Raw genomic sequence first — 23,505 nt, 5'->3', positions numbered from 1 at the left:
TCATTGCATTTATAAAAGATAACAAAGGGCATAACCTGAAAATATGACACAAATGCTAAAAAAGATTGCATAAATAGATATTGGCATAGCGCTTGCAACAATACCTATTCAGTTGTTTACAGAATAAAATAAGCAGGCAGACTGTCATTTTGACCCAAAACCTGTTACAACATAAATATAAAACATACAAATGAGCAAGTTTGATCTATTTGATTTTAACCAAGCATTACCAATCATAAATGAGGACACGGAATTTTTTCCACTATTTACACAGCAAGATGAGGACGATATGAGTAGTGAAGAGTTACCCGAAGTTCTATCCATATTACCTTTAAGAAACACGGTATTATTTCCGGGAGTGGTTATACCGATAACCGTAGGGCGAGACAAATCCATCAAACTAATAAAAGAAGCCTATAAAGGTGATCGCGCCATTGGTGTAGTTGCCCAAAGGGATATGTCAATTGAAGACCCTTCATTCGATCAATTGCACACGGTTGGAACTGTGGCTATGATCATAAAAATGCTGCAGATGCCTGATGGTAACACGACAGTGATCATTCAAGGTAAGCAACGTTTTAGACTCAAAGAGGAAATACAATCGGAACCGTATATCAAAGCTTCCATCGAGCGTTTTATAGAGGAAAAAGCGAAGAAGGAAAAAGAATTCAATGCACTAATTTCTTCTATTAAGGAATTAGCTTTACAAATCATCAACATCTCGCCGAACATACCAAGCGAAACAGGAATAGCCATTAAAAATATTGAAAGCTCTTCTTTTCTAATCAATTTTATCTCTTCCAATATGAATGCTGATTTAACATTAAAGCAGCAACTATTGGAAATGAAGGATGTTAAGGATCGGGCAAATAAAGTGCTTGAACAGCTTACCGCCGAATTACAATTGTTAGAACTAAAAAATCAGATCCAAAACAAAGTTCGGGTTGACCTCGACAAACAGCAACGTGATTATTTTTTGAATCAACAATTAAAAACGATTCAAGAAGAACTGGGTGGCTCAACGCCTGATTTGGAAATCGAGGAGTTAAGGAAAAAATCCCTGGAGAAAAAGTGGAGTAGAGAAGTCGCAACCCATTTCAAAAAAGAATTGGATAAATTAAGCAGGATCAATCCAGCAGCGGCCGATTATTCCGTTCAGCTCAACTATCTCGAGCTCCTGATCGATTTACCTTGGAATGAGTTCAGTAAAGACAACTTCGATTTAAAACGTGCCGAGAAGATTTTAGATAAAGATCATTACGGGTTAGAAAAAGTAAAAAGACGTATTATTGAGTACTTAGCCGTCTTGAAGCTTAAAAGAGACATGAAAGCGCCAATCCTGTGCCTCGTGGGCCCTCCCGGCGTTGGTAAAACTTCATTAGGGAAATCTATTGCTAAGGCCTTAAACCGAAAATACGTTAGAATGGCGTTGGGGGGTGTTCGTGATGAAGCAGAAATCAGAGGGCATCGAAAAACCTACATAGGAGCAATGCCGGGCCGAGTAATCCAATCACTTAAAAAAGCCGGCACTTCAAATCCCGTTTTCGTCTTGGATGAAATCGATAAAGTCGGAAATGATTTTCGAGGCGATCCCTCTTCGGCACTATTGGAAGTCTTGGATCCGGAACAGAACAGCGCTTTTTACGATCATTATGTAGAGATGGACTTTGATCTTTCCAATGTTATGTTTATTGCTACTGCTAACTCTTTAAGTACTGTTCAGCCAGCTTTATTAGATAGAATGGAAATCATTGAGGTAAATGGTTACACAATTGAAGAAAAGATTGAGATCGCAAAAAAACACCTTTTACCTAAACAACGTGAACAGCATGGCCTAACGGCAAAGGATATTTCTTTGAAAGGTAGTGTAATAGAAAAGGTAATAGATGAATATACCCGTGAGTCCGGCGTGCGCGGCCTTGAGAAAAAAATAGGCGCTCTGGTGCGCGGTGCGGCAACCAATATTGTTATGGAAACGCCTATAGGCCCTAGCATCAGTCAGCAGGAAGTTGTTGATATTTTAGGTGCTCCTATTTATGACAAGGATTTATACGAAAGTAACGATGTAGCAGGCGTTGTAACAGGACTAGCATGGACTCAGGTAGGCGGCGATATTCTTTTCATCGAATCAAGTCTGAGCCCCGGTAAGGGAAAACTTACACTGACTGGAAATCTCGGAGACGTAATGAAGGAGTCAGCAGGCATAGCGATGGCTTATCTACGAGCACATGCGGCAGATTTTAAAATAGACTTTGATCTATTTGATAAATGGGACGTGCATATTCACGTACCTGCCGGAGCGACTCCCAAAGACGGTCCTTCTGCGGGCATAACCATGCTCACTGCTTTGGCTTCGTCCTTTACGCAACGCAAGGTGCGCGCCAACTTAGCGATGACCGGTGAAATTACCTTGCGCGGAAAGGTCTTACCGGTTGGAGGTATCAAGGAAAAGATTTTAGCTGCTAAGAGAGCTAATATTAAAGATATTATACTTTGCAAATCTAACAGAAAGGACATCCTGGAAATTAAAGAAGATTATATAAAGGATCTGAACTTTCATTATGTTAACGAAATGAAGGAGGTGGTAGATCTCGCTCTCTTGAAAGAGAAAGTAAAAAAACCTTTGGATTTTAGTATTAATAGATAAGAGAAGTCAAAAGTCAAAAGTCAAAATTCTATACAGCAAAAAAGCTATCGAATTCAATATCCGATAGCTTTTTTTACTTTTTAATTTTTACTTTCTACGGCCAAATTCCCATATTAAGGTACGAGGTAGCGATTTTATCAATCGAACTTACAAAAGCAGCTGTCCGTAAAGTATCAATTTTATTGTTCGCATTTCGTATTCTTCTTATTTCATGGTATGACCGGATCATGGTATCTTCAAGACCTGAGTTTACCAACTCCAGCTCAGATGCACCTTTTACAATCACACTTCGTTGATCCGCTGTTAGTGTAACGCCTGTAACAGCCTCTACCATATTTACAATATTTCTATTAGCGGTTTCTTCATAACGTTTATCCATACGTCCAAAGCAACATGCGAAAGGTTCTTCAACCATTCAAAGTAGGAAACGGTCACTCCCCCTGCATTGCAGTACATATCGGGAATAATAATGCCACCGTTTTTTGTAAATATTTCTTCCGCTTTAGGCGTGGTAGGGCCATTAGCCCCTTCAGCAATTATTTTTGCTTTAATTTTGCCGATGTTATCTTCGGTAATCTGCTTTTCTAAAGCAGCCGGCACTAATATGTCACAAGCTTGTTCAAGACCTTCGCTTGGATTAGCAAACTCCTTCTTCGCTTTTTTGTAGCCCAAAACTGTACCAGTATTCCTTCTATGCTCTAATATGGCGTCAACGTCCAATCCATCTTCATTATACAAGGCACCGTCGTACTCACATATTCCAACAATAATAGCACCGTACTCCTCCAACACCTTCGCTGTGTTATATCCTACATTACCAAGTCCCTGCACAATAACTCGTTTACCGGCTATGCCCGGCGTTAAACCCAGCGCCTTCATATCCTCCGCTACATCCACACATTCCCGAATCGCAATGGCAACACCTCTACCGGTTGCCGCTTTTCTACCGTCAATACCGCTCAGGGAAAGAGGTTTACCGGTAACACTTCCCAGTGCGTCCAGCTGCCCGGGATTCATGGTTAAATAAGTATCGGCAATCCAGCTCATTTCACGTTCGCCGGTACCATAATCCGGTGCCGGTACATCAATAGCAGGTCCGATAAAATTCTTCTTTACTAATTCTACCGTGTATCGCCTGGTGATTGTTTCTAACTCGGGTACCGAATAGTCTCTCGGATTGATGCAAATTCCCCCTTTCGCTCCTCCAAAAGGCACGTTAACAATTGCGCATTTATAAGTCATTAACGCCGCGAGCGCCATCACTTCATCTTCGTTCACCATATCACTGTAACGAATCCCTCCTTTGGTAGGAGATTTATGATGAGAATGTTCTACGCGCCAGGCATCAATAACTTCCAATTTACCATTCGCTCTACGGATCGGAAAGCGGAAACGATAAACACTGTTACAGGCTTTAATCTGATCCAACAAGCCTCTATCATGGTTGGTAAATTGAGCGGCATGATCAAAGAATTCGCAAACATCGTTAAAGAAACTAAACTCTCCCTGTGACTTACTTGTAGCCATAATGTAATAATTAATAATTGGTTTCTCCCTTAAGAAGCACCTAAACGTGCTAGCCTATTTTATTTTTCTTATTTTCCAATCGGCTAATTTTACGATCAATCGTGAAGAGATATATAATAAATCCGAAAAATATCACACAAACCACCGCAACCACTACATAAATCTTGCCCGAGCTCCGCATAACATCAGCCATCTCTACGTCGTTTGACGACTGTGCAAAACTATGAAAAAAGGATGTCAACCCTAATAGAAACAAAAGAATTAGCTTCTTCATATCTTTTAATACAAATTATTATTTTATTTTAAATAAAAATATCAAAATCCTATATTCCGTATACTTTTAAACGCTTTTTACCGGCGTCCATAAAACATAAAAAACCTTCTCGTCGAGCACAATACATCAGAATTTTGTCATGTTTCATCAAGAAAAGCTCATTTGTATTACGCCTCGTGTTCAATTAAACGGTAACGATACCTTAACGAGGTAATCCATAGACCAATAAGCATCCAGCCCAAAACAGCGGGGTAGAAAACCGCACGCATCGTACCATCCATATCTAAATTACTAAAGGCGGGGTTCCCCCCATTCCCCGGATGTAATGAATCGGTAAGACGTGGAAGGATAAAAAGCAACACGATCATAACAGGAAAGGCGAAAATATTGTAAATCGCCGAAATCTTTGCGCGCTTCTGTTCCTCATCTAATGCATTTCTCAACACCAGGTAGGCCAGGTACATTAAGGTCGCTATTGCGCTTCCATTTAATTTTGGATCATTCGGCCAGGGTTCGCCCCAAGTAACATTTGCCCAAAACATACCGGTGATCAAGCCAAATCCGCAAAACACAATTCCCACATTCACGCTTTCAACGGCTAACAGGTCATGCTTAACCTTTCCGGATGAGAGGTATTTAATACTGTAGATAACCGAGATGAGATAGAGTAATATCATCGCAAACCACATTGGAATATGAAAATAAGTATTACGGATCGTTTCGTGGAGAATGGGCAGCTTAGGCACCGGAATCAAAAAACCAGCAACAACCGAGTAAAATACAAGTACTGCTCCTAAAATTTTCCACCAATAAGCCTTCATGTTGAATATATATATTTGAATACAAGCGTTGTTTAGTCTTTCCAAATGTAAGGAAATAACAATAAAGATACCGTAATGACGATTAAGTTTATAGCCAATAGCACCCCAATCTCATCATAGCTGACACTTCTTTCCAAGCCATCCATGGCATTTTTCGACAATTTAATCAACACAATAATAACGGGAATTAAAACAGGAAAACTAAGAATAGCCATCAACGTACCATTACTTCCTGCTTTTGCGCTTATACCCGAAACCATGGTAAGCGTGGTACCGAAACTGATACTTCCGATCAAAATCGTAATGAAATAAAGGGAGGGATCTCCTATTTCATTTTTAAATATGATACTATAAGAAAAAAATGCTACCGCTGCTAGCAGTAGCATTAATAGCATATTATAAATGATTTTTGATAAAATCACCGCTTGAGCACTTACCAAAGTATAATAGTAGAGGTGTCTTCCTTTGCTTTCTTGGGTAAAACTTTTAGCTATAGCATTGATAGCTGTAAAAAGTAATATGATCCAAAAAAGTGCATTCCAGATAACCGGATGAACTGATTTAAACGCCTGATAACAAACAAATACAGTCGAAACCACATAAAGCAGGATACCATTTAGTGCGTATTTAGATCGCCATTCTAATCTGATTTCCTTTTGCAGAAGTACATTTACTTGCCTGAATAGATTCATTTCGGGCAAAGATACTATTTAGTTGTCAGTTATTAGTTGTTAGCGAATCTTAAAAAGCTCATCGCTCAACTCACAACTATTATGCTTTATCCACTTTCGACCGAGCTTCGTGACTCAATCCCTCGGCATATTTTAAGCCCTTCTTTGTTAATTTCTTCGCCTCTTCTTTATACTTATCAGCTTTCTCCATCGCATCATGTCGAGCGTCGTCCGCCATTGTTAATACTCGTTGATATTCTTCCTTTGCGCGATTTGCCAGGTGGGAAGCCCGATGCAAACCTTCTTCAGCCTGGGCTTTCAATGTTTTACTTAATCCATTTACGCCATCTACGGCCTTGTTTAGCGTTTTACGACCTTCCGTTGTCCCAAACAAATAGTAAACTGCCGCTCCGGCAGCTAATCCTGCTAATGCAAAAGCAACGAACTTAGCTGTTTTGCTTCCTTTTTTTTCTTTCATTTCTTCTTTCATAGTCATATCCCAACAACAACTTGATAAAAAAAAAGTTTGAAGTGCCTACAAATCGTTTATTGTTTTAACCGGTATATCCTTTTGAGCAGTTGGTTCATGTAAAGGCTCCCCGCTTTGAAACTGGTATCCTTTATTACCTAAGTTCCATAACATGGGACTCAGGAAACGGATAGCCGCTTCGTATCCCTGTATGGTGGCAGCGAGATTACCGGTATCTTTGGAATTCTTTGCTTCATTTTCAATTTCGAAAGGTCCCTCGAAGCCCTTTTCGCGTAATATATCAACAAATGCCCGCCAATCCATATGGTCTGTACCGCCAAAACCTGGAAGCATCGCTTCGTAATGATGGCGATCCCAATCACTTACCGGCTGTGATACTCCCGCTCTGGTTGCCAAAGAAGCCTCCACCTGGTGCATAGGATACATGCCGCCCCATTCGATCCGCCCTTTCGTTAAGAGGTTTCTAGTTGTCTTTACATGTATTCTGTGAATACGCGTAATATCGCTCGCTGCAATAACATCAACCGGGTCGGTATGTTGCCAAATATCATGAGAAGGGTCGTAAATTTCGCCGTGCGCTTTACTCGGGATTAAGGTATACATTAATTTACGAGCCGCTAATACCCCCGGTAAATTATTGTAAGTGGAGGTATAGGCTGCCGAACGCCATCCTTCCATCGGGCAATTTTCATATAAAATTGTTACACCTAGGCTTTCTGCATAACGAACAATTGGTTCAAAAACGCGTTTATATTCGTCAAGATTTTTTTGGAAACCATTTTTCTGCACTCCTAATTCATGGTTATAGCCAACAAATGTTCCCACTTTAACATTGTTGGCATTTCCACCTAGTAAATAGGCTATCCGGATCAACTTTAATAGGTGATTCTGGTTCTTTACCCGCTCTGTAGGATCGCCGCCAATCATATTTTCAAAAGCACCCAGTGAAAGTTGTAGACCTGCCGCATTGAATTTATCGATGAGATTCTTTGCTGCGTCTAAATCAAAGGTCTCGTATTCAAGGTGCGTGGCTGTGTGGTCCTTTCGAGTGCCATCTTTTCTGAATACGCATAGGTCGATTCCCTGTGCACCAACGGTCACTGCTTTTTCAATGAGTTCATCTATACCGAGCTTGTCAAAAGCAGAGCTCATCAACCATATCGGGTTATTTAAATTGTTCATCTTGATATATTATTAAATATTTTATACAAATTGTCGCTAGTCGGCTGGCGATCGATTTTATTTTGTGAAAAGTGAACCTGTTAGTAGTGATTTTCCAACCCAACAAAACACGACTCAACAACTTAACTACTTCACGACTCAACTACTCCTCCGCTCACCACCATCCATCCAATACACTTCACACCAAGCTTTCAATTCCTTTAGATCAAGCTCCTCTCTAAAAAGACCATAAACAGTGGAACCCGATCCGCTCATGGCAGCGTATATCGCGCCTCTTTCGTATAGCATGGATTTTATCCCTCTTATTTCCGGGTATCGATGAAAGATTCCCGTTTCAAAATCATTGAAAAGGTGCTCTTTCCATTGTTCGACTGGCAATGTAATTCGTTCACGAAGGTTTTTACTTTCCCTTGAGGAGCGTACACTTCCATAGGCTTCTCCTGTAGAAACATGAATAGGAGGCTTAACCAAAACAAGTTTGTATGCTGATAAATCAATTGATATTTCGGTAAACACATCGCCAATCCCAGTCGCAAAAACAGGCTTATTTCTGATAAAAAAGCTACAATCGGCACCCAATGCGCTGGCATAGGACTCCATCTGTTCGATACTTAAATTCAGTCGAAAATACCGGGACAGCAATTTAATCAAGAAAGCGGCATCCGCTGAGCCTCCCCCTAAACCAGCTCCAATGGGTATTTGTTTGTGTAAATAGATACAAACAGGTTCTAAATCAAAATCCACGGCAAGTGCTCTATAGGCACGAATACAAAGGTTATCCTCATCGTTATTAGGTATACCGATACCCGAAACCTCCAATTTCAATGAGGGGGAAGGCACTATTTCTAAAATATCAAATAGTTTAACAGGATAAAAAACAGTTTCCAAATTGTGGTAGCCATCAGGTCTTCTGTCCAGCACCTGCAAACCTATATTTATCTTGGCATTTGCAAATGTAATCATGCCACAGAATTAACAATAAAAAAGGGGGATTGCAAATTTTATTAGCTGTAGGCCATAGGCTATAAGCAGTAGGCTATAAGCTTTAAGCTCGCATAGGCCCCAACCATTACCACATTGGCTAATTATAACATTGGCTAATTAATTTACCGTCAACTATTCAACGACTTAACTACCTAACAAATACACTAAAAAAAACGTCGTTGTTTAATAAGGGTAACATAGCCCTTAAAGGTTTCCATTTTACCGGTTTCCATTTTGATGCGGAGGACATAATAATAGGTACCTTCATTCAGCGTTCCACCATTCCAGGTATTACGGTAATTTTTCATTTGATAAACTTCGGCACCCCAGCGGTTAAAAATAAAAAGCTCATTTTCTTCGAAGAGCTCCAAACCGGTAATTTCGAACACATCATTCAGACCGTCTCCATTTGGAGAGAAAGCGTTCGGTATACGAAGTGCCACCACATTAGTTGAAGCAGTAGCTGCATTATTACCGATATCGGGATCCGGTTGTGTGGCCTCCACTTCCGCATAATTTTCCACCGTTCCTTCCCGTTTCGTTTGCGTACGGATACGAAGTTCTGCACTTTTCCCTGGGGATAAACTATCCGGTTTCCAGGTTAGTTCGTGCGTCGAAGGCGAATAGGAAACAGCTCCGCTGTAAGGACCAAGGATTTCATTAAATTCCAGTGAAGGAGGCAGTATATCCCGCACGCTTAGATCCGTCGCTGTATGCGGCCCCTTATTAACAATCACCAATTGATAATCAATGGTAGATCCTAATAAAGCAACGGAACGAGATGCCGATTTAGCGATCTGCATATCGACCTGTTTATCCGGTCCATGCGGTTCAATAATCACTTCCACAGGATCGGATATTTCCGATTCACAACCACCATTAAGTGCAATAACCGTATAAATACCCGCTTCCTGAACGACTAATTTTTCCTCATAAAATCCATTGATCGGCTCATTGTCCTTAAACCAAAGAAAGCTTAGAGCCCCTTCGGCATGTGCATGGAGCGTTACCGACCCACCTTGCACCAAGTGCGCGGTAGGCCGGCTTTGCCCATGACTGTTAAAGGCTAGGTCGACAAATAACAGCAATATGAGAAATGCTTTTTTCATGCAAAAAAGTACCTTATTAAGATCCCCGACTAATCCACTGTAATAGTCGGTTTACCTGGTTTCGGAGTTACCGTAACTACAGCTGGTGTGTTAGAATTGGCAGAACACCCCCCCTTAATAGTGATTCCACTTGCTGATTGACTTGGATAGGCTACCGTAGCCGAGAAAGAATATTCGCCAACTCCAGTGGCGTTCATGGTAAAGGTATTTGTTAAGGACAGTCCCCCTGTATTATTAGTTTGGGCGGTGCCTATACTACTAATAGGAGTGACGGCAATGCCGTCTTTGGTGGCGCTCCAATTATAAGCTAATAATACATCAGTAGGTAACACGTGACTCTCTTGGGTGGTTGTCGAGGCTGTAATGACTGATTCTGCTGTGGTACCCGAAGCTTCAGCACAATATGAAGAAATTAAAGGTGTTAAATCTAGAATCAAATCAGGTAATCTATAAATTTCGACTTCATCAGAAAGATCACCACTACAGTTTGCAGGGTTAGCAGATAGCACGTATGCCTTATAAAAGTGCGATCCCAAAGTCGTAATATCACTTGCTGCACTCAAAGTCAAAGCAACATCGGTCAGTGAAGACGTGTAAGTCAATTCAACAGGGCCAGCTCCAATAGGATTATCGGCTCCATCAAATTCCTGCCATATGACACGATCGCCCGCCACCAACGTATGGCCACCGACGTAGTTCAACGTTGCAGACGCTGTGCTACAGATATAAATGTTAACGTCTGCAATAGATAATAATGGTAATCCACAGATAAGGCCTACGATGACGCTTAACTTTGCAAAAAAATCGCTTTTTTCATAACTCTATTTATTTAATTTTATTTGATGTTTATTTAGTTTGCTGTTATATGTGGTGGTGATGGTTTAGGGTGTATTTCAACAGAGAAACTTATTTCTGAACTTACACATCCGTTAGCGCTTTTTACTTTCAGTATACCCGAATACGTTCCAATAGCTGCGCTTCCAGGAACGCTCAAATTGATACTATTGGGTGTCAGCATTTGATTAACCACATTGATAAAATCTGTCGGCGAATCAGTCCAAGTGATACTATAGCTTGTTGGACTATTAGTGGTGGTAGTATAGGCTATAGACACACTTGTCTCGCCTTGACACATGCTGGCTAGGGGAGATAATGTAATGCTTGGCAAGGAATTAGCTACTACGGCAACCTTTACCCGCTCTGATTCTGCAGGACAAGCACTATTCCAAGTGGCAGCTACATAAAAAAAGGCTGTATCGCCTTCTGCAACCGTTATTGGAGGCGTAATATACGGACTACCTTCTTGTATTAATGTACCATCATTTACTTGGTTATACCACCTTAAAACACTACCTGAGCTTGTTGGCGCAGCAGTTAAAGTCGCTGTCTGCCCATAACATACAGCCTGCACCTGCGGATAAGCAATCGGTACAGTTGGTTTTGCCGGAGTGCGTTGGATTTCATGAATCCGAAAATCTGTAAGTAAAGATACGCCGGTTGCAATAGCGATTTCAATTCTATCGAAAACAGGAGTTGACGATAAAGACACTGTATATCGCTGTCCGGAACGAAGCAACCCCAAAAGATCTAGCGACAACAGACTACCAATCGTTCCTGTATTGACAAGTGTGTTTCCGTTATATAGATTAATTGTTACATTGTTAAAAAGACTCAGTTGTAAAAGGGAGGGTGGAAGAGAGAATGTGATGGTCGCGGCATCCCCTGGGTTTGATAAATTCGAAAAGTAGGCAGTTTGTGTAATTGTATAACCCAGCCCCAAGAGCCCTCCAGTCAATGAAGAATATGTTGTTAAGTTGTTGTCAACTGCGTTAAGTGGGTTACTTACCCCTCCCCCTAAAGAAATTCCAGTACCTCCTACTGAAACACCCAAAACATCAGCGCAACGTTTATTAACAGGTTCATAAAACGCATAGTAAATATCTGCGGTGCTGGACCCAAGAAGTGCAGGTGCGCTCAAGGTAACGCGAACAGCGTTAAACGATATATTTCCAGTAACCGCCAAATAAGTCGTTCCGTCAATAGCAGTAAAAGAATTTGATGATGACGCAACTTCATTTCCATCAGTGTTTGCTGTACTTCCACTGTAAGTTTTAAGAGTAACACTTCCTCCTAATAATGAGCTCGCTACGTTAAGTTTAATATAAATAGTCGTGTTCCCTGCAAACGTCCTATCAAAAATCAATTGTTGCCAAGCTCCACCAGAAGCAAGTACTGCTGACGAAGCCGACAATCGTGTGAAATTTGACAAGTTACTTGCATCAATCGAAAATGTAGGATTTGTGACGGATCCGCTTCCAACCGTTCCAGTAGTTCCATTCCTTTGAGCATCCGCATACACCCTTTGCCCATACCCCTCCCCTCTTACTCCAAATAACAAGAGTAAACACAAAGCAAGTGCTTTAAAAATCGAGGAACGGAAAAGGATTGAGTACATGTGGGCTATAGGCGTTTGTTTAAGTTGAAAATTCTAAAAATCGGTTTAAGTTTCTTTAAGGCAATGTCTCCTACGTGTGACAAAAGACGTAAAAAGACTTTTCACTTAGGTCGTTCAGTTTGTGCAGGATTTGTGATTTAGTTGAATAGTTGAGTAGGGAAATAGTTAAATAGGGAAATAGTGGCAGTGACAGCAGCAGGGGCACACTGAGCGGAGTTCTAGGCAGTGGGTTAGGGAGGCAAGCTTAAAGCTTATTCCTTATAGCCTAAAGCCTTAAGCAACAATGGCACACTGGCCGATTGCTGAAAGCTGACAGCCAATAGCTAATTGAAACAAAAAATCCCTATCTTTACCGCCATAACATTTCATATAAAACAATGCAGCAATATCTCGATTTAATGCGCCATGTATATGAGCATGGTGTCGATAAACAGGACCGTACCGGAACGGGAACACGAAGTGTATTTGGTTATCAAATGCGTTTCAATCTGCAAGAAGGCTTTCCTTTGGTTACCACCAAAAAACTTCATCTTCGGTCCATTATTCATGAGCTGATTTGGTTTTTGAAAGGCGAGACTAATATTTCCTATTTGAAAGAAAATAAAGTGAGCATCTGGGATGAATGGGCAGATGAAAATGGCAACCTCGGCCCGGTGTACGGCTCACAATGGCGCTCTTGGCCTACTCCTGACGGCAAGCATATTGATCAAATTGCGCAAGTTATTCATCAACTGAAAAATAACCCCGATTCGCGTCGAATCATTGTTTCAGCCTGGAATGTTGCAGAAATTGAAAAAATGGCATTGCCTCCTTGCCATGCATTTTTTCAATTCTATGTTGCTCCACCTAATAAGGAAAAGGGTCAAACCAAAGCACAGTTATCCTGTCAGCTTTATCAACGCAGCGCAGATATATTTTTGGGCGTACCTTTTAATATCGCCTCCTATGCCTTATTGACTATGATGGTAGCACAAGTTTGTGATATGGAAGCGGCCGACTTTATACATACTTTAGGTGACGCACACCTTTATAGTAACCACCTAGAGCAAGCAACACTACAATTAACCCGTACCCCTAAAAGTCTACCCAAGTTGAAGATTAATCCTGAGATAAAAAGTATCTTTGACTTTAGGTATGAAGATTTTACATTAGTAGATTATGACCCCCATCCGCATATTAAGGCAGAAGTGGCGGTTTAACCAATTGAACCATGATTACATCCATTATTGTTGCAGCATCAAAAAATAACGCAATCGGAAAAAATAATGAGCTTCTTTGGCACATGCCCGCTGATTTAAAGTTTTTCCGTAAAACTACGTCAGGCCATACCGTCATCATGGGAAGAAAAACCTTCGAATCTGTCGGGGAAGCCCTTCCCAAGCGCGTAATATTGTTATCACTCGTCAAGCAAACTTCCAGGCTAACAATATCGAAGTAGTAAACTCACTTGAAGAAGCCTTGGCTGCATGCGAACATGAAAAGGAAGAGATATTCATCGTAGGTGGAGCTCAAATATATGAGCAGGCGATGTCGCTAACCGATAGGATTTACCTTACTCGGATTAATCACGATTTTCAAGACGCGGACACTTTTTTTCCTGAAATAAATGATGAAGAATGGCAATTGGAGGAAGTCGAACATCATGAAAGTGATGAAAAGAATCCGTACGATTACAGTTTTTATCTATATTCTAAAGTCAAAAACTAGTTTTAGCCCTCTTTCAAGAAGAGATTACCGCCCTTTTTCTCTAACTCCTAATAGCTAAATGCTAAGAGTTAAGCAGCAAACAATTTTCTCGCAATAAACCCTTTGTTTATTTAAAAATTTCATAGCTTTGCCGTTCTTAAGAAAACTTAGGTAAATTGCCTTATTATATGCAAAAAAGAATAGCATATTAAAAAGGTGTTTACCGGTCTTTCATCAGTCAATGAGGATCAGGGTTAACAGATGGGAATGTATACAACAATTATTACATAAATTACAACACTAAACAAAGATGCAAGGTAAAGGCCTAATTAACTTTTTTGTAATACTGATATCGATTGCGTGCCTGTATTCACTTTCATTTACTTTTGTAACCCGCAAGGTTGAGCGCGACGCAGTTGCTTATGCAAAAGGTGACCCCGTAAAGGAACGGGCTTATTTAGATTCAATGGCTACCGTAGATGTATATAACCTCGGTTTTGCCAAGTTCTCTTACCAATACTGCAAAGAGCGTGAATTGGCATTGGGATTGGATTTAAAGGGCGGGATGAATGTTACAATGGAAATCTCTCTGAAGGAATTGATCAGTAATTTAGCGGACAATCCAAAAGACGAGAATTTTAAAAAGGCTTTGGACAACGCCGAAGCTCGGAGCAAAGACAGTCAAAAAGACTTTGTCAGCTTATTTGGAGAAGAGTTTAAAAAGTTAAATCCAAATGGAAAATTAGCTACTTTTTTTGCTAATAAAGACAATGCCGTTAATAACATCACCTCCAATTCAAGTGACGGCGATATCTTGGCTTTCTTGCAAAAAGAGTCCGGTAGCGCAATTGACCGTTCTTTTAATATTTTACGTACACGTATTGATAAGTTTGGGGTTACTTCTCCTAATATTCAAAGGCAGCAAGGCACGAATAGAATTTTAATCGAGCTCCCCGGTGTAAGCGATGAAGATCGCGTACGTAAACTTTTACAAGGATCTGCGAAATTGGAATTCTGGGAAACTTATGACAACTCCGAAATTTTCCCATTATTAGAGAACATTAACCGAACATTGGCGTCAACATTAAAAGTAGACACTAAGTCTAATTCTTCGGTGACTGCGGCTGACACAAGTGCGAAGGATACTACAGGGGGTCGTTTGGCTTCATTAGGCGGCAATAAGGCAGCAGGAAGCGATTCGACCAAAAAAGACAGCAGTACAGTAGCTTTAGAGCAAGCGAAAAACCAAAACCCTTTATTCGCTGTATTGAGTCCAAATATCGGCCAGGGCCCACAAGGGCAACAAATGTTGGGTCAAGGACCTGTAATTGGCTATGTGTTACAGAAAGACACCGCTTTGGTTAATTCTTATTTTAATAGTGCTGAAATAAAAGCGATTATACCAGGTAATGTAAAATTATTGTGGAGTGTGAAACCCGTTTCTAAAGAAACGAAGATGTTTCAGCTTTTTGCAGTGAAACCAACGGGGCTGAATGCCGGTCCGGTACTTACCGGAAACGTGATTGCAGATGCACGCGCCGATGTTGACCAGCGCACCAATAATCCGCAAGTAGAAATGGTGATGAACAGCGAGGGCGCTCGTGAGTGGAGAAAAATCAGTGCAGCAGCAGCCGCAGCAAATCCAAAAAAAGCAATCGCGATTGTATTAGACAATACAGTTTATTCGGCACCTACCGTACAGGATGAAATTCCTAATGGTGTTTCTTCCATTACCGGAAACTTCACCTTCGAAGACACACAGGACTTAGCCAATGTTTTGAAAGCAGGACGTTTACCGGCCCCAGCTAAAATCGTGGAAGAAGCTATTGTTGGCCCTACCTTAGGACAAGCGGCAATTGATGCTGGTATCAATTCGTCTGTTATCGGCTTAGTAGTAGTACTTATCTTTATGATTTTCTATTACAACCGCGCTGGCTTAGTTGCTAACATTGCCGTAATCTTCAACGTATTTTTCATCATGGGAATCCTTGCCTCGTTGGGGGCAGTACTAACGCTTCCCGGTATCGCAGGTATCGTATTGACTATGGGAACTGCCGTAGACGCGAACGTTCTTATCTACGAGCGTATCCGTGAAGAGTACGCATTAGGTAAGGGCGTTAGACAGGCAATTTCCGATGGTTATAAACACGCAATGCCTTCTATCTTAGACTCACAGATAACTACTTTCCTAGTCGGTCTTATTCTATATATCTTTGGAACCGGTCCAATCTTAGGCTTTGCGACCACTTTATTGATCGGTATTATCACTTCTTTATTTACAGCCATCTTCATTACGCGTATCATTTTCGAATGGATGATCAAGAAGGATATGAAAATTTCCGTTTCTTATCCATGGAGTGATCACACATTGAAAAACGTTAACTTCGGCTTTATAAAGAACCGCAAGAAATTCTATGCAATTTCAATTGCTTTAACAATTATCAGCTTAATTTCAATTTTCACTAAAGGCTTTAGTTTAGGTGTTGATTTCTCCGGTGGACGGACTTATACCGTTAAATACGAGAAGGCGGTAAACTTAGAAGAAGTTCGTGATCATGTAAACGGTACCTTCAATGTAACAAGCGAGGTAAAAACATTCGGTGGTGATAATCAATTACGCGTAACAACACCTTACCTGATTGACCAGACAGATGATGCCGCCGATAAGCAGGTTTTAGATAAGTTGAACGAAGGACTTGCAAAAGTGCAGAATAACCCTTACCAAATTGTGAGTTCGCAAAAGGTCGGTCCTACAATAGCGAATGACATTAAGGTATCCGCTATTTATTCGGTGATTTTCTCAATTATCGTAATTGCGCTATACATTCTTATTCGATTCCGCAAGTGGCAATACAGTATAGCTGCCGCCATTTCGCTTGCTCATGATGCGATTATCCTTTGGGAATCTTTTCGCTCTTTGATGGTATTCTTCCATTTTCGTTGGACTTGGATCAACACTTTATTGCTGCTGTTCTAACGGTGCTCGCTTATTCTATCAACGACACGGTAGTAGTGTTCGACCGTATCCGTGAATACTTACGTGAACATCGTGCTAAAAACGAGCCGATCTCTCATGTAGTAAATACGGCGATTAATAAAACGCTTAGCCGCACCATCATTACTTCTTTAACGGTAATATTTGTTTTGGCAGTGCTATTTGTGTTCGGCGGTGAAGTAATTCGCGGTTTCTCCTTTGCTATCTTGATTGGTATTATTTTTGGAACTTATTCGTCTATCTTTATAGCATCTCCGGTCTTTGCCGATTTGCAGGGAGACGGTGAAGAAAAAAACACAAAAGAAATCGCTTCGACAGAGCGAGGAAACTTAAAGCCAGCGAAAGCATAAGCCAGCTGTATTATAAAAAAAGGGAGGTGTTTTTATTAAACACCTCCCTTTTTTTTTGCTACCATCCCTACCTCCCTCACTCCTACGTCATTTTCGATTTTTTACTTTTTAATTTTAATTTAACACAATATATTTGTCACACTAAATATTGTTATGCAAAAAGAACCATACAACATGTATTCATTTTTACTCGATCGTACAGCGCGCCGGGTAAAGCAATATGCACAGGCAACGTTCAGCAATAAAGGCTTCGATATAACTTTAGATCAATGGATGGTTTTAAAAAATCTCTATGAATATGCAGATCTGACACAGAAAGAATTAGCAGAACGTTGTGGTAAAGATCAACCCACTTTGACCCGCATCGTTGATCTCTTAGCAAAGAAGGAATTGGCAGAACGTAAAGTTCATCCAAATGACAGAAGAAGTTTTATCGTGCATCTAACAGATAAAGGGATTTCGAAAGTGGAAGAATTATCGCCGCAAATTAAAGAAATACGAACTAAAGCATGGGAAAACCTTAACGAAGATGATTTTCGACAGCTAGAGCGGATATTAAATAGCATTTATAATAACTTAGAGCTCAAGTAGCCCTTAAAATTAACAGATATGATTACTACAGATATATGTATAATAGGTGCAGGACCTGTTGGTTTGTTTGCCGTTTTTGAGGCAGGTTTATTGAAAATGCGTTGCCACCTGATAGATGCCTTACCTCAGGTTGGTGGACAGCTGGCTGAAATTTATCCACATAAACCCATTTACGACATTCCCGGTTATCCCGCCATCAATGCGCAAGAGCTTATCGATAAACAGATGGAGCAAATCGCTCCTTTTCATCCAAGTTTTACTTTGGGAGAACGTGTGGAAGCACTTGAAAAACAACACGATGGCTCCTATATGGTCAAAGGCAATGAGGGGACCAACATCCATGCGCAAGTGGTAGTAATTGCGGGAGGGTTGGGTTCTTTTGAACCGCGTAAACCTGAAATAGAAGGTTTGGCCGACTTTGAAGGCAAAGGCATCTATTATATGATTAAAAATCCGGAGCAATTTAGAGATAGAAAGGTTGTTATTGCCGGCGGAGGTGATTCAGCTTTGGATTGGACTATATTTTTAAGTGAAATTGCAGAAAAAGTCACGCTCGTGCATCGGAGCGAAAGTTTTAGAGGTGCACCCGATTCAGCGGAAAAGGTTTTCAATCTTGCTAACAGTGGTAAGATCAACTTGTTATTATCACACAATTTAATTCGGGTAGAAGGAAGGGGCCACTTAACAAAAGTTGCCATGATTAACAAACAAAAGGAAGAGATTTCTTTAGAAACAGATGCACTTATACCACTTTTTGGTTTAAGTCCAAAATTAGGACCAATCGCTCAATGGGGCTTGGCAATCGATAGGTCGGCCATAGAAGTGAATACGACTGATTATTCTACCAGTATAGAACGCATATATGCTATTGGCGATATTAACACGTATCCGGGCAAACTAAAACTGATCCTATGCGGTTATCATGAAGCTGCTTTAATGGCGCAAAGTGCTTTCAAATACGTGTACCCTGATCAAAAGTTGAGCTTTAAATATACGACGGTCAACGGTATTCACGCATTTTAGTTTTGGTTAATGGGTTAACTCAAATAGTACCACAGCAAAAAAAACAAAGCGAATAACAACAACTAATAACTAATAACTAATAACTAATAACCAATAACCAATAGGGAATAACAAACAACTAAAACAAACAATTAACAATGATTCATATAACTGTAGAAGATAGAACTGGTTCGGTGGAAACTATAGAAATTCCCGAGGATATTAATTTGAGCCTAATGGAAGTGCTAAAGGCCTCAGAATACAATATACTAGCCACCTGTGGAGGTATGGCATTGTGTGCTACCTGCCACGTAGAAGTATTGTCCGGAATGGAACAACTTCATGAAGCATCTGATGATGAATTGAATATGTTGGATACACTTCCTGATGCTGATGAAAACAGTAGACTAGCCTGCCAAATTCGATTAAATGAGCAATTGGATGGCCTTCACATAAAAATCAAGGGGTCGTTGGACTAAGAATCCATTGAAATAAGTCCCAAAAACTTCACCTCGACATATGTTTAGTATTTTTGTATAACTAAACGAGCTAAATTATGGTCAAAATCACCGAATGTCCACGGGACGCGATGCAAGGAATTAAAGAATTTATCCCAACACTCCATAAAGTCGCCTATTTAAATCTATTGTTAAAAGTAGGGTTTGACCGCCTGGATTTCGGTAGCTTTGTCTCTCCAAAAGCAATACCTCAACTACAGGACACCGCGGCCGTTTTATCACAATTAAACCTTTCAGATAGCAGCACTAAATTACTCGCCATTGTTGCGAATGTTAGAGGAGCCAAGGAAGCCAGTGCCTTTTCTCAGATAAGCTTTCTTGGCTTTCCATTTTCTGTTTCTGAAACTTTTCAGCAACGCAACACCAACACGAGTATTCAACAGTCTCTCGCAAATGTGGAAGAGATAATAACGATCTGTAAAGAGTTTGGCAAAGAACCATTGATTTACTTATCAATGGCATTCGGCAATCCATACGGTGATCCTTGGTCTCCCGAAATCGTTACTATTTATGCAGAGTTATTAGTAAAAAGGGAGTCAAACATTTGATGCTTGCCGATACTATTGGTGTGTCCACTCCGGAAAGTATTCACATGCTTTATCAAAATCTAAATAAGCATTTTCCTCATATTGATCTGGGAGTTCACTTACATAGCACGCCACAAACTATGTTAGCGAAAATACAGGCTGCTTATAATAGTGGATGCCAACGTTTTGATACGGCTATAGGAGGTTATGGTGGATGTCCGATGGCAAGTGACAAATTGACAGGAAATATTGCAACGGAGGTATTGTTATCCTTTTTACAAGAGCGAAATATCAACAGCCAGGTTGATCAAACAGCACTTTTAAAAGCTCAACACTATAGCAGTCAAATCTTTCACGGTCGTAGTAATTGAAATAATAAATCAATAAAAAAGGAGGTCAAGACCTCCTTTTAACTAATAGATTGTGATAAGTTAATATTTATTTAACTGCATCAACTACTGCTTTGAAAGCATCAGGATTGTTTAACGCTAAATCCGCTAAAACCTTACGATTTAAACCGATATTCTTAGCACTTAACTTACCTATCAACTGAGAATAAGAAATCCCATGTTGACGAGCACCTGCATTGATACGTTGAATCCATAATGCTCTAAATTCTCTTTTTTTGGTTTTACGGTCGCGATAAGCATATTGCAAACCTTTTTCTACCGTATTTTTAGCAATGGTATACACCTTGCTACGTGATCCATAATAGCCTTTTGCTAATTTAAGGATCTTCTTTCTTCTTCTTCTCGAAGCTACTGCGTTAACCGAACGTGGCATAATAAATAAATTTAGTTTGGTATAAGGCGCTATGTTTTCTTAAGTATTCAGTCAATAGACTTACAACCCAATACCCGGTTAAAAATTTTGTTAAAATAATTACTATTTACCGATCCCAAGCATACGTTTTACATTGCCTAAATCTGCATCTGATACTAAACCGGAACGTGTTAAATTACGTTTACGTTTAGTGCTCATCTTGGTTAAGATATGGCTTTTGTATGCATGTTTTCTCTTAATCTTACCGGTTCCAGTCAGGCTAAAACGTTTCTTAGCGCTGGAATTGGTTTTCACTTTTGGCATAATCTTATCTGTTATTATCTATCTATTAGTCTCTTGTTAATAGGTCTCCCGGCGCAAAGCCCGGCGACTCTCTACCCTTGGGGTTATTTTGTTTTCGGATTTTTTGGGGCAACAGTGATAAACATCCGCTTTCCCTCTAGTTTAGGCAGTAATTCCACTTTGCCAATTTCCTCCAAAGCCTGTGCAAATTTCAGCAAAAGAATTTCACCACGGTCCTTATATACAATAGCTCTACCTTTAAAATGTACGTAAGCGCGTACCTTTTCTCCAGCTTCCAAGAACTTAATGGCATGCTTAAGTTTGAACTCGAAATCGTGCTCATTCGTATTCGGGCCGAAACGGATTTCTTTAATGACCGTCTGTTTAGCATTGGCCTTAATTTCCTTCAGCTTCTTCTTTTGTTCGTAAACAAATTTACTATAATCGACAACCTTACATACAGGAGGATTTGCATTTGGGGAAATCTCCACCAAATCAAGCTCCAACTCGTCTGCTATGGCTAAAGCCTGTTTAATCGGGTAAACCCCTTGCTCCACATTTTCGCCAACTAAGCGTACTTCCGCAGCTCTAATGTGCTGATTAATTCTATGGTCGGGTTCTTTCTTTTTAAAAGGAGGACGCGGCCCCCTCATTCCTGGTTTTCCTAATGACAAATTTTTTCCTTAATTTAAACTGTTATTTCTTCAATTAATTGCTTACTAAAGGCTTCTATAGTCATGCTACCAAGATCGCCTTCGCCATGTTTTCGAACAGAAATCGTGCCATTTTCAACCTCTTTTTCGCCTACGATGAGCATGTAAGGTATTTTCTTGACTTCCGCATCCCGTATCTTTCTGCCTACTTTTTCGTCTCGCAAATCAATCAACCCGCGAATATCGGTATTATTTAACGATTCCAAAAGTTTTTTTGCATATTCTTCATATTTTTCAGAAACAGGCAATATGATAAACTGTTCCGGGGTAAGCCATAGCGGAAACTCACCGGCGCAATGCTCGATTAAAACGGCGACAAAACGTTCTAGCGAGCCAAAGGGTGCGCGATGAATCATTACCGGCCGATGTTTCTGATTATCACTGCCTGTGTATTCTAACTCGAACCGTTCCGGCAAATTATAATCGACCTGGATTGTACCAAGTTGCCATTTACGCCCCAATGCGTCTTTGACCATAAAATCCAATTTCGGGCCGTAAAAGGCCGCTTCCCCTAACTCGGTCACGGTTTTAAGCCCTTTCTCTTCAGCAGCTTCTACGATAGCCGCTTCAGCAAGTAGCCAATTTTCTTCACTGCCAATGTATTTTCCCTTATTTTCAGGATCTCTTAGTGATATCTGTGCGGTATAATCATCAAAGCCTAAAGCTTTGAATACATAAAGGACAAGATCAATAACTTTTTTGAATTCGTCTTTTACTTGATCCGGACGACAAAACAGGTGCGCATCATCCTGCGTAAAACCTCTTACACGAGTTAACCCATGTAATTCTCCGCTCTGCTCATAACGATATACGGTACCAAATTCAGCAAAACGTACCGGAAGATCTTTGTATGATCGGGGTTTTGTTTTGTAAATCTCGCAATGGTGCGGACAGTTCATGGGTTTCAGTAGAAACTCCTCTCCTTCTTGCGGTGTACGAATCGGCTGAAAAGAATCTGCTCCATACTTTTCGTAGTGGCCAGAGGTAACATACAGGTTTTTATGACCAATGTGCGGTGTTACAACCGGTTCATATCCTGCCTTCATTTGTGCACGTTGCAGAAAGTCAACCAGTTTCTGGCGCAATGCGGCTCCCTTGGGAAGCCACAGAGGTAAGCCCATGCCTACTCTTTCTGAGAACGCGAACAATTCCAATTCTTTGCCCAATTTCCGGTGGTCCCTTTTCTTAGCTTCTTCAATCATATGAAGATAATCGGCTAATTCGCTTGCCTTAGGGAAAGTAACGCCGTAAATCCTAGTTAACTGTTTTCTGCTTTCATCACCACGCCAATAGGCTCCTGCCACATTGGTTAGTTTGATGGCTTTTATAAAACCTGTATTTGGGATGTGTGGCCCTCTACAGAGGTCTGTAAAATTGCCCTGGGTATAAAAGGTTATGGATCCGTCCGCTAAATCCTTTATCAAATCCAACTTATATTCATCGCCTTTTTCGGTAAAATACGCTAGCGCATCTGATTTGGATACTTGCTGCCGCACGTAATCAGATTTCGTACGTGCCAATTCCAACATCTTATCCTCAATTTTTTTAAAATCGTCCGAAGAAAAAGGCCGATCACCAAAATCGACATCGTAATAAAAGCCGGTTTCGATAGCTGGTCCAATACCAAATTTAGTCCCGGGATATAGCGCCTCCAACGCTTCTGCCATTAAGTGGGCAGAAGAATGCCAAAATGTCGATTTGCCGTCTTTGTCATTCCAAGTCAGCAATCTTACAGATGCATCTTTTTCAATAGGTCTGGTCGCATCCCATACCTGTCCGTCAACTTCGGCAGCTAAAACGTTACGGGCTAAGCCCTCAGAAATTGATTGGGCAATTTGCAAAGAAGTGATTCCCCTCTCGTACTCGCGAATGGAACCATCAGGAAGTGTGATTTTAAT

General features: G+C 40.6%; 22 protein-coding genes and 2 pseudogenes. 10 read left to right on the top strand and 14 right to left on the bottom strand.

All coding sequences use genetic code 11. The features are described from left to right. The first annotated feature begins 190 nt into the window (after nucleotides 1-190). Complete coding sequence (gene lon, locus QT327_RS10875) at nucleotides 191-2,647, top strand: endopeptidase La (protein ID WP_013666250.1); 2,457 nt, start codon at nucleotides 191-193, stop codon at nucleotides 2,645-2,647. Between the two features lie 94 nt (nucleotides 2,648-2,741). On the opposite strand, the pseudogene QT327_RS10870 reads toward lon, so the two are convergent. The 10 genes and pseudogenes from QT327_RS10870 to QT327_RS10825 all read right to left on the bottom strand — a co-directional run bounded on the left by QT327_RS10870 (nucleotide 2,742) and on the right by QT327_RS10825 (nucleotide 12,160). Then, a pseudogene (locus QT327_RS10870) lies at nucleotides 2,742-4,174 on the bottom strand (Glu/Leu/Phe/Val family dehydrogenase). A gap of 49 nt (nucleotides 4,175-4,223) precedes the next feature. Then, nucleotides 4,224-4,448: a CcmD family protein gene (locus tag QT327_RS10865; RefSeq protein WP_013666248.1), complete on the bottom strand. Its 225-nt coding sequence runs from the start codon at nucleotides 4,446-4,448 to the stop codon at nucleotides 4,224-4,226. Nucleotides 4,449-4,615: 167 nt separating this feature from the next. Continuing rightward, nucleotides 4,616-5,284, bottom strand: coding sequence for a cytochrome c biogenesis protein CcsA (gene ccsA / locus QT327_RS10860; RefSeq protein WP_502910548.1), 669 nt, complete (start codon nucleotides 5,282-5,284; stop codon nucleotides 4,616-4,618). 17 nt (nucleotides 5,285-5,301) lie between these two features. Continuing rightward, nucleotides 5,302-5,961, bottom strand: coding sequence for a heme exporter protein CcmB (locus QT327_RS10855; RefSeq protein WP_289552885.1), 660 nt, complete (start codon nucleotides 5,959-5,961; stop codon nucleotides 5,302-5,304). Nucleotides 5,962-6,040: 79 nt separating this feature from the next. Next, nucleotides 6,041-6,418, bottom strand: a complete 378-nt coding sequence (locus QT327_RS10850) for a hypothetical protein (protein ID WP_130857339.1) — start codon at nucleotides 6,416-6,418, stop codon at nucleotides 6,041-6,043. Between the two features lie 57 nt (nucleotides 6,419-6,475). Continuing rightward, on the bottom strand, nucleotides 6,476-7,612 hold the full coding sequence (locus QT327_RS10845; RefSeq protein ID WP_130857338.1) for a sugar phosphate isomerase/epimerase family protein: 1,137 nt from the start codon (nucleotides 7,610-7,612) through the stop codon (nucleotides 6,476-6,478). Between the two features lie 138 nt (nucleotides 7,613-7,750). Further along, a complete protein-coding gene (ispE, locus tag QT327_RS10840; protein WP_289552884.1) occupies nucleotides 7,751-8,575 on the bottom strand; it encodes a 4-(cytidine 5'-diphospho)-2-C-methyl-D-erythritol kinase in 825 nt (274 codons plus the stop codon). A gap of 185 nt (nucleotides 8,576-8,760) precedes the next feature. Further along, nucleotides 8,761-9,705, bottom strand: a complete 945-nt coding sequence (locus tag QT327_RS10835; RefSeq protein WP_289552883.1) for a T9SS type B sorting domain-containing protein — start codon at nucleotides 9,703-9,705, stop codon at nucleotides 8,761-8,763. A 29-nt stretch (nucleotides 9,706-9,734) separates the two neighbouring features. Continuing rightward, on the bottom strand, nucleotides 9,735-10,406 hold the full coding sequence (locus QT327_RS10830) for a hypothetical protein (RefSeq protein WP_157622243.1): 672 nt from the start codon (nucleotides 10,404-10,406) through the stop codon (nucleotides 9,735-9,737). A gap of 149 nt (nucleotides 10,407-10,555) precedes the next feature. Beyond that, nucleotides 10,556-12,160, bottom strand: a complete 1,605-nt coding sequence (locus tag QT327_RS10825) for an immunoglobulin domain-containing protein (RefSeq protein ID WP_289552881.1) — start codon at nucleotides 12,158-12,160, stop codon at nucleotides 10,556-10,558. Between the two features lie 377 nt (nucleotides 12,161-12,537). Here QT327_RS10825 and QT327_RS10820 point away from each other — a divergent pair, with 377 nt between their 5' ends. The 9 genes and pseudogenes from QT327_RS10820 to QT327_RS10785 all read left to right on the top strand — a co-directional run bounded on the left by QT327_RS10820 (nucleotide 12,538) and on the right by QT327_RS10785 (nucleotide 20,200). Continuing rightward, a complete protein-coding gene (locus tag QT327_RS10820) occupies nucleotides 12,538-13,359 on the top strand; it encodes a thymidylate synthase (RefSeq protein ID WP_013666239.1) in 822 nt (273 codons plus the stop codon). 11 nt (nucleotides 13,360-13,370) lie between these two features. Then, a complete protein-coding gene (locus tag QT327_RS28515) occupies nucleotides 13,371-13,598 on the top strand; it encodes a dihydrofolate reductase (RefSeq protein ID WP_502910530.1) in 228 nt (75 codons plus the stop codon). Continuing rightward, on the top strand, nucleotides 13,517-13,867 hold the full coding sequence (locus QT327_RS10815; RefSeq protein ID WP_502910547.1) for a dihydrofolate reductase: 351 nt from the start codon (nucleotides 13,517-13,519) through the stop codon (nucleotides 13,865-13,867). The genes QT327_RS28515 and QT327_RS10815 overlap by 82 nt, the downstream gene beginning before the upstream one ends. A gap of 289 nt (nucleotides 13,868-14,156) precedes the next feature. Beyond that, a pseudogene (gene secDF / locus QT327_RS10810) lies at nucleotides 14,157-17,191 on the top strand (protein translocase subunit SecDF). Nucleotides 17,192-17,365: 174 nt separating this feature from the next. After that, nucleotides 17,366-17,782, top strand: a complete 417-nt coding sequence (locus QT327_RS10805) for a MarR family winged helix-turn-helix transcriptional regulator (RefSeq protein WP_246860279.1) — start codon at nucleotides 17,366-17,368, stop codon at nucleotides 17,780-17,782. Between the two features lie 18 nt (nucleotides 17,783-17,800). After that, the gene (locus QT327_RS10800) at nucleotides 17,801-18,805 is read left to right on the top strand and encodes an NAD(P)/FAD-dependent oxidoreductase (protein ID WP_149105640.1); all 1,005 of its coding nucleotides are present in this window, start codon (nucleotides 17,801-17,803) and stop codon (nucleotides 18,803-18,805) included. Between the two features lie 137 nt (nucleotides 18,806-18,942). Continuing rightward, nucleotides 18,943-19,263, top strand: coding sequence for a 2Fe-2S iron-sulfur cluster-binding protein (locus QT327_RS10795; RefSeq protein ID WP_130857330.1), 321 nt, complete (start codon nucleotides 18,943-18,945; stop codon nucleotides 19,261-19,263). A 77-nt stretch (nucleotides 19,264-19,340) separates the two neighbouring features. Further along, the gene (locus tag QT327_RS10790; RefSeq protein WP_289552879.1) at nucleotides 19,341-19,850 is read left to right on the top strand and encodes a beta/alpha barrel domain-containing protein; all 510 of its coding nucleotides are present in this window, start codon (nucleotides 19,341-19,343) and stop codon (nucleotides 19,848-19,850) included. Beyond that, the gene (locus tag QT327_RS10785; protein WP_289552878.1) at nucleotides 19,850-20,200 is read left to right on the top strand and encodes a hydroxymethylglutaryl-CoA lyase-like TIM-barrel protein; all 351 of its coding nucleotides are present in this window, start codon (nucleotides 19,850-19,852) and stop codon (nucleotides 20,198-20,200) included. The genes QT327_RS10790 and QT327_RS10785 overlap by 1 nt, the downstream gene beginning before the upstream one ends. Nucleotides 20,201-20,267: 67 nt before the next feature. Here QT327_RS10785 and rplT read toward each other — a convergent pair whose 3' ends face one another. From rplT to thrS, 4 genes are all read right to left on the bottom strand, one after another. Further along, complete coding sequence (gene rplT, locus QT327_RS10780) at nucleotides 20,268-20,612, bottom strand: 50S ribosomal protein L20 (RefSeq protein WP_130857328.1); 345 nt, start codon at nucleotides 20,610-20,612, stop codon at nucleotides 20,268-20,270. Between the two features lie 102 nt (nucleotides 20,613-20,714). Beyond that, nucleotides 20,715-20,915, bottom strand: coding sequence for a 50S ribosomal protein L35 (gene rpmI, locus QT327_RS10775; RefSeq protein WP_013666231.1), 201 nt, complete (start codon nucleotides 20,913-20,915; stop codon nucleotides 20,715-20,717). 83 nt (nucleotides 20,916-20,998) lie between these two features. Further along, the gene (gene infC, locus QT327_RS10770; protein ID WP_013666230.1) at nucleotides 20,999-21,568 is read right to left on the bottom strand and encodes a translation initiation factor IF-3; all 570 of its coding nucleotides are present in this window, start codon (nucleotides 21,566-21,568) and stop codon (nucleotides 20,999-21,001) included. A gap of 14 nt (nucleotides 21,569-21,582) precedes the next feature. Further along, nucleotides 21,583-23,505: threonine--tRNA ligase (gene thrS, locus QT327_RS10765; RefSeq protein ID WP_289552876.1), on the bottom strand; the 1,923-nt coding region annotated here is incomplete at its 5' end.

Source organism: Olivibacter sp. 47 (assembly GCF_030372825.1).
GTDB classification, from domain to species: Bacteria; Bacteroidota; Bacteroidia; order Sphingobacteriales; family Sphingobacteriaceae; genus Olivibacter; species Olivibacter oleidegradans.
This window is presented reverse-complemented; position numbering and strand designations above follow the sequence as displayed.

Coding starts and splice junctions, on each gene's coding strand:
- ispE (WP_289552884.1), bottom strand. CDS start 8,575: ATGATTACATTTGCAAATGCCAAGATAAATATAGGTTTGCAGGTGCTG.
- QT327_RS10850 (WP_130857339.1), bottom strand. CDS start 6,418: ATGAAAGAAAAAAAAGGAAGCAAAACAGCTAAGTTCGTTGCTTTTGCA.
- QT327_RS10865 (WP_013666248.1), bottom strand. CDS start 4,448: ATGAAGAAGCTAATTCTTTTGTTTCTATTAGGGTTGACATCCTTTTTT.
- lon (WP_013666250.1), top strand. CDS start 191: ATGAGCAAGTTTGATCTATTTGATTTTAACCAAGCATTACCAATCATA.
- QT327_RS28515 (WP_502910530.1), top strand. CDS start 13,371: ATGATTACATCCATTATTGTTGCAGCATCAAAAAATAACGCAATCGGA.
- QT327_RS10845 (WP_130857338.1), bottom strand. CDS start 7,612: ATGAACAATTTAAATAACCCGATATGGTTGATGAGCTCTGCTTTTGAC.
- rplT (WP_130857328.1), bottom strand. CDS start 20,612: ATGCCACGTTCGGTTAACGCAGTAGCTTCGAGAAGAAGAAGAAAGAAG.
- QT327_RS10790 (WP_289552879.1), top strand. CDS start 19,341: ATGGTCAAAATCACCGAATGTCCACGGGACGCGATGCAAGGAATTAAA.
- QT327_RS10805 (WP_246860279.1), top strand. CDS start 17,366: ATGTATTCATTTTTACTCGATCGTACAGCGCGCCGGGTAAAGCAATAT.
- QT327_RS10835 (WP_289552883.1), bottom strand. CDS start 9,705: ATGAAAAAAGCATTTCTCATATTGCTGTTATTTGTCGACCTAGCCTTT.
- QT327_RS10785 (WP_289552878.1), top strand. CDS start 19,850: ATGCTTGCCGATACTATTGGTGTGTCCACTCCGGAAAGTATTCACATG.
- rpmI (WP_013666231.1), bottom strand. CDS start 20,915: ATGCCAAAAGTGAAAACCAATTCCAGCGCTAAGAAACGTTTTAGCCTG.
- QT327_RS10825 (WP_289552881.1), bottom strand. CDS start 12,160: ATGTACTCAATCCTTTTCCGTTCCTCGATTTTTAAAGCACTTGCTTTG.
- QT327_RS10800 (WP_149105640.1), top strand. CDS start 17,801: ATGATTACTACAGATATATGTATAATAGGTGCAGGACCTGTTGGTTTG.
- QT327_RS10855 (WP_289552885.1), bottom strand. CDS start 5,961: ATGAATCTATTCAGGCAAGTAAATGTACTTCTGCAAAAGGAAATCAGA.
- QT327_RS10795 (WP_130857330.1), top strand. CDS start 18,943: ATGATTCATATAACTGTAGAAGATAGAACTGGTTCGGTGGAAACTATA.
- QT327_RS10820 (WP_013666239.1), top strand. CDS start 12,538: ATGCAGCAATATCTCGATTTAATGCGCCATGTATATGAGCATGGTGTC.